The sequence below is a fragment of the Burkholderia pseudomultivorans genome (assembly GCF_001718415.1).
GTDB lineage: Bacteria > Pseudomonadota > Gammaproteobacteria > Burkholderiales > Burkholderiaceae > Burkholderia > Burkholderia pseudomultivorans_A.
This window is the reverse complement of the sequence record NZ_CP013377.1, coordinates 857,698-870,524: the sequence shown is the minus strand read 5'-3', so window position 1 is coordinate 870,524 and position 12,827 is coordinate 857,698. Positions and strand designations below refer to the sequence as shown.

General features: G+C 61.2%; 8 protein-coding genes. 5 read left to right on the top strand and 3 right to left on the bottom strand.

Features of this window, described 5'->3' with window-relative positions:
- Positions 1-162: 162 nt before the first annotated feature.
- A complete protein-coding gene (locus WS57_RS03650; protein ID WP_059468450.1) occupies positions 163-1,623 on the bottom strand; it encodes an aldehyde dehydrogenase family protein in 1,461 nt (486 codons plus the stop codon).
- Positions 1,624-2,171: 548 nt separating this feature from the next.
- Here WS57_RS03650 and WS57_RS03645 point away from each other — a divergent pair.
- The 5 genes from WS57_RS03645 to WS57_RS03625 all read left to right on the top strand — a co-directional run bounded on the left by WS57_RS03645 (position 2,172) and on the right by WS57_RS03625 (position 9,990).
- Positions 2,172-3,152, top strand: a complete 981-nt coding sequence (locus WS57_RS03645) for an aminotransferase class IV (RefSeq protein ID WP_059468324.1) — start codon at positions 2,172-2,174, stop codon at positions 3,150-3,152.
- 322 nt (positions 3,153-3,474) lie between these two features.
- Positions 3,475-4,869, top strand: coding sequence for a DUF1329 domain-containing protein (locus WS57_RS03640; RefSeq protein WP_034203319.1), 1,395 nt, complete (start codon positions 3,475-3,477; stop codon positions 4,867-4,869).
- A gap of 16 nt (positions 4,870-4,885) precedes the next feature.
- A complete protein-coding gene (locus WS57_RS03635; protein ID WP_059468323.1) occupies positions 4,886-6,592 on the top strand; it encodes a DUF1302 domain-containing protein in 1,707 nt (568 codons plus the stop codon).
- A 7-nt stretch (positions 6,593-6,599) separates the two neighbouring features.
- Positions 6,600-8,999: an efflux RND transporter permease subunit gene (locus WS57_RS03630; RefSeq protein WP_059468322.1), complete on the top strand. Its 2,400-nt coding sequence runs from the start codon at positions 6,600-6,602 to the stop codon at positions 8,997-8,999.
- Positions 9,000-9,015: 16 nt separating this feature from the next.
- Positions 9,016-9,990, top strand: a complete 975-nt coding sequence (locus WS57_RS03625; protein ID WP_059468321.1) for a WD40/YVTN/BNR-like repeat-containing protein — start codon at positions 9,016-9,018, stop codon at positions 9,988-9,990.
- A 90-nt stretch (positions 9,991-10,080) separates the two neighbouring features.
- Here WS57_RS03625 and WS57_RS03620 read toward each other — a convergent pair whose 3' ends face one another.
- Together WS57_RS03620 and WS57_RS03615 are read right to left on the bottom strand one after the other, a co-directional pair.
- On the bottom strand, positions 10,081-10,782 hold the full coding sequence (locus WS57_RS03620) for a response regulator transcription factor (RefSeq protein WP_059468320.1): 702 nt from the start codon (positions 10,780-10,782) through the stop codon (positions 10,081-10,083).
- Positions 10,783-11,082: 300 nt separating this feature from the next.
- Positions 11,083-12,720, bottom strand: coding sequence for a GMC family oxidoreductase (locus WS57_RS03615; RefSeq protein WP_059518799.1), 1,638 nt, complete (start codon positions 12,718-12,720; stop codon positions 11,083-11,085).
- Between the last annotated feature and the right edge of the window lie 107 nt (positions 12,721-12,827).

Here is a 12,827-nt window from a genome sequence, read left to right as displayed (position 1 = left end):
GCTACGTTGTGCCGAAGGCCAACGACCTGACAGGGCCGATGCGATGCCGATCTGCGCCACATCGCGCTTGAACGCGCGTCGCGATATCGTCGCCGCTCCGTCGACGGACGACGACTGACAGCGGGGCGCCCACCCGAGATGAGCGCCCGTCGTCGGTTCCACTCAGCTGACGGCACCCGGGGTCGCACCGAACATGGACTTCGTCTCGAGGAATTCCTCGATGCCGGCGTAGCCCCATTCGCGCCCATTTCCTGACTGCTTGTAACCGCCGAACGGCGCTGCGATATCGGCTGCAGCACCGTTCAAATGTACCATCCCGGTCCGCAGTTTTCTTGCAACCCGCTCTGCCTGCTCGATCGATTCTCCATAGACGTATCCCGACAAACCGTACGGCGAGTCGTTGGCGATGGCAACAGCGTCGGATTCGTCCCGATAGGGAATGATCACCAGTACCGGACCGAAAATCTCCTCCGTCGCAATCCTCATCTGATTGTTCACGCGGCTGAAGACGGTCGGCTTGACGTAGTAACCTCTTTCGAGCCCGGGAGGACTGCCGAGTCCGCCCGACAGGAGCAGCGCGCCCTCGTCGATTCCTGCCTGGATCATCTCCTGCACCTTCCGATGCTGGCGCTGGTTCGCCATCGGGCCCATCGTCGTGCTCGGATCGCGCGGATCGCCGACGACGACCTGCGCGCACGCGGCCGCGGCGATTTTTTCCGCCTCGTCGAGGCGATGCGCCGGCACCAGCATTCGCGACGGCGCGGTACATGTCTGACCGGAATTGACCATCATCTGCAGCACGCCGTGCGTCACGGCCTGTTGAAAGTTTTCGCCGTCCAGAATGATGTTCGCCGATTTCCCCCCGAGCTCCAGCGTCACCCGCTTGATCGTCGTTGCCGCGGCCTGGGCAACCTCCACGCCAGCGCTCGTCGACCCCGTCAGCGACACCATGTCGAAGAGCGGACTGGAAGCGATCGCCCGCCCCAGGCGTTGCCCCGAGCCCTGCACGAGATTGAATACACCCGGCGGCACGCCTGCCTGTTCGAGGATCTCGGCGAGAACGATGGCCGAATAGGGGGCATTCTGACTGGGCTTCAACACAATCGTGCAACCCGTCACCAGCGCCGGTGCGACCTTGCACATGACCTGGTTCATCGGCCAGTTCCACGGGGTAATCAACCCGCACACGCCCACTGGCTCCTTCACGATCCGCGATGTGCCCTGGATTCGCTCGAACGGGTATTGCTTGGCGACTTCCAGCGTCGTGTGAAGGTGCCAGAGTCCCAGCGCTGCCTGGAGCGGACGGGAAATGGCTTCCATCGGCGCGCCCATCTCGAGCGTGATGGCGTCCGCCATATCCTGCAACCGCTCGGTGTATACGGCGATCACGGCCTCGAGTATTTTGAGCCGCTCGACCAGCGGCGTGTTCGAGAACGTTGCGAAGGCATCGCTCGCCGCCTTCGCCGCCAGGTCCACATCCGCCTCGTCGGAGAACAGCAAGACTCCGGAGCCCTCCCCCGTCGCCGGATCGACAATTTCCTGTTCAATGCCACCGTTCACCGGCTCCACCCATCGCCCGCCGATGAACGCCCGGCGGAGATGATCTGCTTCAAAAATCGGCATCAGCTCGCTCCATGTCAGTTGGTCTCGGGGCACGTCATCAGTCATCGAAATCGCCCTGGACGATCCATACTAGCGTCTTTTTTGATCATTTGTCCAAGTCACACGACTACGTAATAATCAGCATTGCCATGAGCGAGACAAAGTAAGACGCTCGAAGGAACGGTCCACAGTTCGGGCCCCGTCAAGGTCTACCGAAACTGCGGCCTGAAGGCAATGATTGCGAGACGCCACGGGGCTTTCCGGCGAAATGGGAACACACCGCAGTCGCTTTTCCCACGAAGACCGGCGTGGCTCGCCGACCCAACGGCGGGTTCACATCCGCTCGGCGGCCGAGTCTCTGGCGAACATCACAGAGGGTTAACCTTCATCGACATGGACTTTTTCGAGCAATACTTTCTACTACACGGTCAATTGATCAAGTCATGTGGCAGACTTTCTGCCGGATAGCCAGGAAGTAAGCAATCCGCAAAGTAGCGCACCGCGATCCGGTCGCTTTCTGACATCAACACCAAACGGCAACTCTCCCCTGGGAGCGAAAGGTAATTACCATGGCAATCATCCAAGTACAGCAGATCATGCATGAGAACCCGTTGCATGCTCGTGCTCCGCATGAACCCCGCTACGAAGATGGCAGCGCTTTCTGCGACGGCAACTATGTCCCCATCACCGAAGCGACCGTCCCGCTCGTCGACGCGGGGTTCCTGCACGCCGACGCGGCCTACGATGTCGTCACCGTCTCGCGCGGCAATTTCTTCCGGCTCGATGATCACCTCACCCGCATGGAGGAGTCGTCGGCGAAGTTCTTCCTCGAGAATCCGTTCAATCGCGACCAGGTCAAGGAGATTCTCCACAACCTCGTGCGAAACGCAGGCCTGAAGGACGCGTACGTCTGGTGGTGCGTCACCCGCGGCCCGCTGAGTGTCGACCGCCGCGACCGCAGCGCGATGAAGAACGCCATGTTTGCATTTGCCGTGCCGTTCTTCTTCCAGGCCGACGATGAGGTTCGCACGCGAGGCTCGAACCTGCTGATCAGCAAGCGGTACAACCGCATCTCCGCGAAAGCGGTCGATCCCACGGCCAAGAACTTCCACTGGATGGACATGAAGCTCGCACTGTTCGAAGCCGCCGAGCGGAAAAAGGACTGGGCGATTCTCGTCGACGAGCAAGACAACCTCACCGAAGCAGCCGGCGCGAACGTCTTTTTCATCAAGAACGGCGAGCTCTACACGCCCGCTGAAGGCTGCCTGTTGGGTATTACGCGCCAAAGTGTGTTCGACATCGCCGCCGAGCTCGGCCTCAAGGTGAACATCGGCAAATACACCGCGACCCAGTTGCGCGAAGCCGATGAAGCATTCACGTCGTCGTCGGCAGGCGGGATCATGCCCATCAGCTCCGTCGACGATCAGCCGCTCGGCAATCGCAACGGCCCCGGCCCGATCTCCGAGAAGATTCACAACCTATATTGGGAAAAGCGTTGGGCCGGATGGCACGCGCAGCCGGCCGAGTACTTCTCGTCGATCCCGGCATAAGCCAAGCCATTCGGAGGCGGCACGCGTAAGGAGCCGCTCCTGCCGAACAGAGCGCATCCGGCTTCGGTGAGTGAAGATCGGCTGCATGTAGTACGCACAGTCCGGCACACCATCAGGTGTGCCGGACGACCCGATCATCAACGCAACAATGATGAACGGGGCAGTTGATTCACGCAAATTACAGCAAAACGCAGATTTATAAACTTCGCATTACGAATCAATTGCGGCGACGATCATTCGTTCGCATGCGTTCGCTTATACCCAACCCTTTTGGGCGGATTCACGTTACCTGGTCAAGGTCAAGGAGATTGATGTGGTCAAGATGCCTTCTTTCAAGAAATACCCTTCCCTCGTTCGATCGGCAGCGAAATCGTCACTTCTCGCTTCCGCGGTCGCGATGACTTTGACCAGCACGTTTGCCGAAGGTTTGGATTCGTCTCATACACCGTCCGGGGCGGAGGTCGCCGGCACCGCAAACGGGATTCCCGCATGGGCACCTGTTGGAAACGTAGGTTCGGGCTGGACTTACGGCAAGCGCCGCGCGGATTTCTTCAAGTACAAGTCCGACAAGCCGCTGTACACGATCGATGCGAGCAATGTCGACAAGTACGCGGACAAGCTCAACCCTGGCCAGATTGCGCTGTTGAAGAACCTGAAGGGCTTCACGATGCCGGTCTATCCGTCCCGGCGCACGTGCGGCGTCCCCGATTTCGTCGCAGAGAACACGAAGAACAACGTGGGTTTCGCCAAGATGACCGCGGACGGATCGGAGCTCGCCGATGCTCACCTGCCCGGCTACCCGTTCCCTGCGCCCAAGACCGGCGCGGAAGTGATGTGGAACGCGAAGGTGCACTACCGCGGCGCCGGCGTCGAGATGCGCGACATCATCACCGTCGTCTCCCCGCGCAAGGGCGCGTCCGACTGGATCAAGAACGTGTCCGACGCGTGGATCTACCAGCCTTGGGGTGACAAGGCCGGCACGACGTTCGCGAAGGTCAATCAGGTCGAAGGCAACGCCTACTACGCGTACAAGTCGCCGGCGGCCATTGCCGGCCAGGCCGCGATCTTTACCACCTATGCCGGCAAGCCGACCGAAGTCTTCTACTACTTCCCGGGGCAGCGCCGCACCCGTCGCATGCCGTCGTATGCCTACGATGCGCCCCAGATCGGCTTCGACAACCAGTACAACATGGACGAAGCGCTGGTCTTCTCCGGACAGACGGACCGGTTCTCCTGGAAGCTGCTCGGCAAGAAGGAAATGATCGTTACCTATAACGACCTGGGCATGTACGACTTCTCTGACAAATTTGAAGATGCCTACGGCCCCGACTTCGTGAACCCGGCGAAGCGTCGCTACGAACTCCACCGCGTGTGGGTCGTGGAAGCCACGGTCAAGCAGGGGATGCGCCATACCGCTCCGAAGCGCCTCTTCTATGTCGACGAAGACAGCTGGAGCTACCTCGGCGCGGTGGACTACGACGCGCAGGGCAACATCTCGAAGGTTCGCGAGGGTTACATCATTCCGGTGTACGAGACGGGGAGCTGCGACACGCTCGCATTCGCTCAATACAACCTCGTTGACGGCCGGTACCTCGTGGACGGTTCGATGCTTGCGGCCGGACGGGACGCGAAGTGGTCGGTCGACTCGTCGGCGGACCAACACTACAAGCCGAGCTTCTACAACGCCGATAATCTGCGCGCGTTGAGCGAGCGTTGACAAGGGCCGAAACAAAATGGCTACCACCTCCTCATTACAGCCCCGCTCCAGCGTGGTGTTCGTGCGCACGGCGATCGCGGCGCTTGTCGCCGTCGGGTGCGGCAGCGCGCACGCCTTCACGTTCACGATCGGAAACGTCGAAGGCAGTTTCGATTCGACGATATCGGCGGGCGTCGGCATTCGAACCGCGTCGCCGAGCAGCAATCTCGTCTCGCCGACCTACAACGTGGCCACCGGTGCTCAGACAGGTGGCGGCCGACTCGGTCAGTTGAGCGGCCTCTCCGATCAGGGCGACATCAACTACGGCAAGGGAGATCCGTTCACGAGCTATCTCAAGGGCAACCACGAGCTGGTCCTGAAGATGCCGTCGCAAGGGCTCACGTTCATGGCACGGGGCACCTGGCAATACGACTACTCCGGTACCCGCACGACAGGCGCAACCAGCGGACAGGACCTGTTCTACAACCCTTCGCCCAACCTGAGCGGCGGGCTCCCGTCCGATGCCGAGAAGAACATCCGCTTCAAGCCGCGCCTGCTCGACCTGTGGGTCAGCAAGCAGTTCAACGTAGGCGACCAGATTGCGCGCGTTCGTGTGGGTAACCAGGTCATCAGCTGGGGCGAAAGCATCTGGGAAATCGGCGGGGTCAATGCGACGAATGCGATCGACGTGAATCGCGCGTCCCAGCCCGGGGCGCAGGTCAAGGAGATCATCCTGCCCGCGCCGATCGTGAGTGTCGCATCCGGCGTGGGTCACGGCGTGAACGTCGAAGGGTACTTCCAGAGCAACTGGAACCAGAATTACCTTCCGCCGGTTGGCAGCTATTGGTCGAATCAGATCGTCGGGCCCGGCAACAACACGTATGGCGTCTCGACCATCCACCCGAAGAACGGCGGGCAGTATGGTTTTTCCATTCGCTACCAGCCGGCGGGAACGGACCTGAATCTCGGTTTCTACACGATCGCGTACCACGACAAGTTCCCGCAAGTCTCGCTGAGCTCGACGGGCGGGACGGTCTTCCGGTTTCCGGAAGACCGTCACATGATCGGTGTCAGCGCCAACTTCCCCGTGGGCGACTGGGCGATCGGCACCGAACTCTCGTACCGTCCGCGAGACGCCGTTCCGCTGAATCCGGCCAGTGGATGCGTCGCGCAAGGAGGAAACTGCTGGGTCGACGAGAAGCGATTCCAGTGGCACCTGACGACCCTCTACTCGCTCCAGCCCGGCAATTCCGCAGCGTTCCTGAAGTTGCTCGGCGCCCAGACCGCCACGCTGACGACAGAGACGGTGATCATTGCGTATCCGGGGCTTCACAAGAGCTACGGCGGGTCGCCGATTTCGCCTGGCGCGCTTCTGTGGGGGAACGAATTCAACGACTTGTTCGCGACCGGCGCACTCAACACGCCGGGTAGTGCCCAGGGAACGAAATACTCCGGCGGGATCGACGTCGATTTCAACTGGGTTTACGACGGCACCGTCATTCCCGGGTGGCAGGTCAATCCGGGGATATTCGTCCGATACGGCCTCTTCGGCAATACGCCGAACGTGAATGCCCAGTTCATGCGCGGCGTGACGGCCATGAACCTGTATGTGAACTTCATACAGAACCCGGCGAACTGGCAGGTCGGATTGAACTACACCCGTTTCATGGGCCCGACCAACCCGCTGGCCAACCCGCTACGTGACAGGGACTTCGTGGCAATCGTCGCTTCTCGAAATTTCTGAGGTCAATATGAATCAAACGCCTGTTTCCGACGCAGCCCGACCCAGCAAGCTGCTAAGAATTCTTCATTCGCTGGAAAATGCGCTGTTCGGTCACAGGCGTCTCGTGCTGGGGCTCCTGGTTATCTTCACCGTCGTCATGGCCTGCTTCGCCGTGAAGCTGCGCATGGATGCCGGGTTCGAGAAGCAGCTTCCGCTGGGCCACGAATATACCCAGACGTTCAACGAGTACCGCGGTGACCTGCTCGGCGCCAACCGCCTGATCGTCGTCGTCAAAGCCCGCAAGGGCAGCATCTGGACGCCGGCTGCGTTGAAGCGCCTGTACGAAGTCACCCAAGCGGTCACCTTCCTGCCGAACGTGTCTCGCAGCAGCGTTCAATCCCTCTGGACCCCCAATTCATTCGTCAACGAGATCACCGAAGACGGGTTCCGCGCAGACCCGCTCATTCCCGGCACCGTGACGCCCGATCAGCTCGACAGCAACACGGTCGGCGCCATTTCGCGCTCGACTGCCCAGGGCGGCTTCGTCGGCAGCCTCGTGTCGCGCGACCAGAGCAGCGCAATGGTCACCGCCGATCTCAACGAGCTGGATGCCAAAGGCGAGCGGGTCGACTATGTGGAATTCGACAAGGCGCTCGAATCGCAATTGCGCGCCAAGTTCGAGGATTCGAACTATGAAATCCAGATCATCGGTTTCGCGAAGCAGATTGGTGATATTGCAAACGGCGCGTCGTCCGTCCTGAAGTTCTGCGCGATCGCCCTGCTCCTCACCGCGTTGGCCGTCTACTGGTACTGCCGATCCGTTCGCCTGACGATCCTGCCGCTGACCTGCTCGCTGGTTTCGCTCGTCTGGCAGTTCGGCACGCTGCATCTTCTCGGCTACGGGCTCGACCCGTTGGGCGTGCTGGTTCCGTTCCTGGTGTTCGCGATCGGCGTTTCGCACGGCGTCCAGCAGATCAATTTCATCGTGCGCGAGATCTCCCACGGGAAGTCGGTGGAGCAAGCCGCTCGATCCAGCTTCAGCGGGCTGCTGATTCCCGGCACGCTCGCCCTCGTGACCGCTTTCGTGTCCTTCGTCACGCTGATCCTGATTCCGATCCCGATGGTGCGCGAGCTTGCGATCACCGCTTCGCTCGGCGTGGCGTACAAGATCGTCACGAATCTGGTGATGCTTCCGCTGGCAGCGTCGTTGCTCAAGGTCGACGGCAATTACGCAAAGAATGCGGAACGGCATGCCGTTCGTCGTGGCCGCGTGCTCCGCGTGCTCGCAAAAGTCGCCATTCCGCGCAATGCAGCGATCGTCCTGCTGGCTGCCGTCGTGGTGTTCTGCGTGGCGGCCTGGGAAAGCCGGGACCGCGTGGTCGGCACGCTGCAGGCCGGCGCGCCCGAGCTTCGTGCCGATGCCCGTTTCAACAAGGATTCTGTTTCGATTGCGTCGAGCTACGACGTCGGCCTGGACTGGATTTCCATCGTCTTCGAAGCGCCGTCCCAGTCCTGCAACAATGTGGAGGTCGGCGCCTACCAGGATCGCTTCGTCTGGTCGATGCGTGCCGTCCCCGGCGTGTTGTCGGTCGTTTCGTTCTCGTCGTTGCTGCGGCAGTACAACGAGGGATACAACGAAGGCAATCCGAAGATGTCCGCGATCCCCATCGACCCCGACAACTATTCATCGCTGGCCGGCGAGGTGGCCCGCACGCCCGGCATCATGCGCAAGGACTGCAGCATGACCGCGGTGAACGTCTATCTGGCCGACCACAAGGCGACCACGATCACCCAGGTGATCAACGCCGCGAAGCATTTCCGCGATACGAACAAGCTGCCGGGCGTGAAGATCCGGCTCGCCTCCGGCAACGCCGGCGTGCTGGCTGCGGTCAACGACGAAATCGAGCGCAGCGAATTGCCGATGATGCTTTACGTCTATACCACCATCGTCCTGCTCGTCCTCGTCACGTACCGCGACCTGCGCGCGGTCCTCGCCTGCTGCTTGCCCCTGACCATCGGCACGTTCATCGGGTATTGGTTCATGAAGGAACTGCAGATCGGCCTGACCGTCGCCACGTTGCCCGTGATGGTGCTGGCGGTGGGCATCGGCGTGGACTATGCGTTCTATATCTACAACCGGCTGCAGCTGCATCTCGCCAACGGCGTCGACATCGTCAAGGCGCTCGAACAATCGATCCTCGAGATCGGGACGGCCACCATCTTTACGGCGATCACGCTCGCGATCGGCGTCGCCACCTGGTCGTTCTCCGAGCTCAAGTTCCAGGCCGACATGGGCAAGCTGCTGGCGTTCATGTTCATCGTCAACATGGTCATGGCCATGACGGTTCTGCCTGCCTTCGCCGTCTGGCTCGAGCGCATCTTCCCGCGGCGCAAGCCCGCCCGTGCCCCCGGCCTGCTCGCCCATTGAAGAAAAAGAGGATTCCATGACCCTGTATCGCAAGGTTCTCTCCCTGTCGGCCGGCGCCGTCGTCTTTGGCGCGCTGCTGGGCAGTACGCCAAGCGCGGTATCCGCATCGGAACTCCGGCCCGTTCCGGCCGTCCAGTCGAGCATCGCGACCCAGTCCGCCGTGCTGGATGCCACCTGGGCCGGCCAGCGGGTCGTGAGTGTCGGCGCGAACGGCATCGTCCTGCTGTCCGACAACCGCGGTGCGACGTACCGCCAGGCCAAGTCCGTGCCCGTGAGCTCGACGTTGACGTCCGTCAGTTTCATCGACGCCAGGAGGGGGTGGGCAGTCGGCCACTGGGGCGCGATCCTGAAGACGACCGACGGCGGCGAGACGTGGGAGGTTCAACGCCTCGCGACCGGCGAAGATCGCCCGCTGTTCGGGGTGCACTTCATCGATGCCAACCACGGCGTGGCCGTCGGACTCTGGTCGCTCATCCTCGTCACCGATGACGGCGGCAAGACCTGGACCAAAAGGGAAGCCACTCTCCCGAACGGCAAGAAGTCGGACCTGAATCTGTTCGGCCTCTTCTCGAACGGCAATGGCGAGATCTTTGCCACGGCCGAGAAGGGGCAGCTCCTGATTTCCAGGGACAAGGGCAACACGTGGGAAAGCGTGGAGACCGGATATAAGGGCTCGTTCTGGTGCGGCGTGGCGCTGCCCAACGGTGTGCTGCTGGTCGGCGGGCTGCGTGGCACGTTGATGCGAAGCGAGGACAACGGCCATACCTGGACACGCGCGACGCTCGACACCAGGAATTCCATTACCGCGCTTGCGTACCGAGGCTCCACGGTCCTGGCGGTAGGTATCGACGGGTTGCAGGCTCAAAGCACCGATGACGGAAAGACATTCAAGCGCCTGCATACCGAGACCGGAACGAGTTATACGGCCGCGCTACCCTCGTCTGGCGACAAATGGCTGATTTTCTCCCGCGACGGGGTCGTCTCGCGGTAACGATTCAATGTTCGTGCGGCGCGGCAGGCCGTGATCGAGAAACACGGCCCGCTGCGTTGCAGCCGATACCGCAGTCGATACCATTGGCCGTCACCTCCCTTGGCAGCAGGGTTTTCGAAGGCGATAGCCGACGCCGTGCACACTCTCCAATACGCCAGATACCCCCGCGTCCATCAGCTTTCTCCGCAGGCGGCTCATGTGGCCGTCCACAGTGCGCGTAGACGCGCTCGCGTCCGTCATGCACGCGTTGAGCAATTCGATACGCGTAAACGCATGGTTCGGCACCTTGGCCATGTAAGCGAGCAGGCGGAATTCAACGAGTGTCACCGATATGGGCTCAACACCGAAGGATGTCCGAACGTACGCGACATGGTGTTCCATGTCGATCTCGAGCATTCCAACCCGCAGGCGGCGCGCCGGGGCGAACGCGCATGATCGCCGAAGAATCGCGAGCAATCGTGCAACGAACACTTCCGGGTTGAAGGGTCTGACAATGTAGTCATCCGCCCCGGCATGCAGTGCTCGCACCCGCTCCTTGTCCAGATCACACTCCGACACGACCACGGCCGGGGTATCGCACTGTCTTCGAAGGTTGGCGAGTATTTCGAGGGTATCCGCACGTAGTTGAAGAACGTCGAGAATGACCAGGTCGGGCTTCAGGTTCAGTCGTGCGGCGAGCACTGGTTGAGCCGTCGTGGTCTGAAATGTTCGGAACCCGTTGCGGATCAGGCAAGTGTCGAGCGTAGACGACATATCTGGCGTGTCATCTACGATGAGTATCAGGGAGTGCATGAGCGAAGTTCAGAGTCGCGGTCTTGCCGGCGTGTGAACATGCTCGGATCACGGACATAACGTGACCCATTGGCGACGATGCTCATCACGGCGCGTACCGACGCCCTTCGGGGAGAGAAGCTGATGACTGCCCCATTCCAGTATGCACGCAGGACCGGAGACGGAACCGGCGTCGATCAGCTAAGCGGCGCATCAATTGGCCTTGCTGCAGCGGACGTTGCAGCGCATACGATGCTCGCTCAACGTCCGCGTACGATCGCGACGCTCGCGCCGACGAATGCCGGCGCGAGAAGACACACGTCAAACCGCGAACCCGGCTTTCACATCGGCACCAGCGTGGAATCTCGAGATTCCGCGAATCAGGTCCGAAGCTTTTTCTCCGATCATGATCGTCGGCGCGTTGGTATTTGCTCCCACCAACGTCGGCATGATCGACGCGTCGACGACACGCAGGCCTTCCGTCCCCCGTACGCGCAATTGAGCGTCGACGACGGCGAGATCGTCGTTCCCCATCCGACACGTTCCCACCGGATGGTAAACGGTGTCGGTCCGCTCGCGCAGCAGCGCACGTATGTCTTCGTCCGTACGCGATCGGGATGCATACAGATCCTTCGTCACGAACGCCGACATCGCCGGCGTCGCCATCAACCGTCGCGTGAGCTTGTATCCCTCGACGAGGACATCCAGATCGTCCGCGTGCTCGAGGAAGGCCGGGTCGATCAGCGGCGCATCCAGCGGATCCGCGCTTCGCAGTTTCACCGATCCCCGGCTTTTCGGCCTCAACACGCATACGTGACACGAAATACCATGTCCGAGCTGCACCTTCCGGCCATGATCGCTGACCGGTCCCACGACAAAGTGCATCTGGACGTCCGGCCGATCCAGATCGGGACGCGTCTTCAGGAAGGCGCCGCCTTCGGCAAAATTGGTTGTCAGCGTACCGCTGCGCGACTTCCGGTATTGCCTGATGTCGGCCAGTGTCTTGATCCCTCCGCGTATCGATACGCCGAGCGCATCGAGGCTATTCGTCTTGTAGCTGACGACGAAGTCCGGGTGGTCCTGCAAGTTCTGACCGACGCCCGGGAGATCGACTACGACGTCGATCCCGTGACGCTGAAGCTCGTCCTTCGGACCGATACCGGACAGCATGAGCAACTGCGGCGACTGAAACGCGCCGGCGCAAAGGATCACCTCTCTCTTCGCCCAAACCGTCTCGACATTCCCCGCACGCGTGACTTCGACACCCACGGCCTTGTTACCGTCGAACACAATGCGCCTGACCTGCGCACTGGTTTCCAAGGTCAGATTCCCGCGCGTCTTCATATGCGGGAAAAGATAAGCACGTGCGGCACTCCAGCGCTCGCCATCCTTCTGCGTCACCTGGTAGATGCCGACGCCTTCCTGCTCCGCACCATTGAAATCGTCCGTGACGGGCAGGCCGCACTGCCGTCCGGCCTCCAGCCAACGCGCCTGAAACGGATTGTCCGTCTTCAGATCGCTGACCCAAAGCGGGCCGTCGCTCCCGTGCCAGTCATTGCTCAGACGCTCGTTATGCTCGCTTCGCTTGAAATAGGGAAAGACGTCGTTCCAGGCCCAGCCTTCGTTGCCGAATGCGGCCCAGTCATCGTAGTCGGCATGATGGCCGCGCGTATACACCATCGCATTGATCGCGGACGATCCACCCAATGCCTTGCCGCGTGGCTGATAGCCGCGCCGGCCCAGCAGCCCTTTCTGCGGCACGGTCTCGAACGCCCAATTGTTCAGCCGGGACGGAATCATCAGCACCAGGGCAGCCGGAACGTTGATTGGCCATCCGTCGCCGGTACCGCCGGCCTCGAACAGGCACAGCGTCGCGTCGGGGTCTTCGGTCAAACGCGAAGCCAGCACACTGCCGGCCGAGCCGCCGCCTACAACAAGATAATCGAATGAATTGTTCACGGGTCTGTGTCCTGGATAGTGCTTGAGCGCTTCACAAGCAACTTCCTGATGTATCGATTCCACCGCTCACGTAGCGCCACCGAGCCGCTGCGCAACCGGCTTCATTC

Excerpts from the sequence above, each read along its gene's own strand:
- WS57_RS03640 (WP_034203319.1), top strand. The coding sequence starts at position 3,475 with ATGCCTTCTTTCAAGAAATACCCTTCCCTCGTTCGATCGGCAGCGAAA.
- WS57_RS03635 (WP_059468323.1), top strand. The coding sequence starts at position 4,886 with ATGGCTACCACCTCCTCATTACAGCCCCGCTCCAGCGTGGTGTTCGTG.
- WS57_RS03650 (WP_059468450.1), bottom strand. The coding sequence starts at position 1,623 with ATGCCGATTTTTGAAGCAGATCATCTCCGCCGGGCGTTCATCGGCGGG.
- WS57_RS03645 (WP_059468324.1), top strand. The coding sequence starts at position 2,172 with ATGGCAATCATCCAAGTACAGCAGATCATGCATGAGAACCCGTTGCAT.
- WS57_RS03625 (WP_059468321.1), top strand. The coding sequence starts at position 9,016 with ATGACCCTGTATCGCAAGGTTCTCTCCCTGTCGGCCGGCGCCGTCGTC.
- WS57_RS03620 (WP_059468320.1), bottom strand. The coding sequence starts at position 10,782 with ATGCACTCCCTGATACTCATCGTAGATGACACGCCAGATATGTCGTCT.
- WS57_RS03630 (WP_059468322.1), top strand. The coding sequence starts at position 6,600 with ATGAATCAAACGCCTGTTTCCGACGCAGCCCGACCCAGCAAGCTGCTA.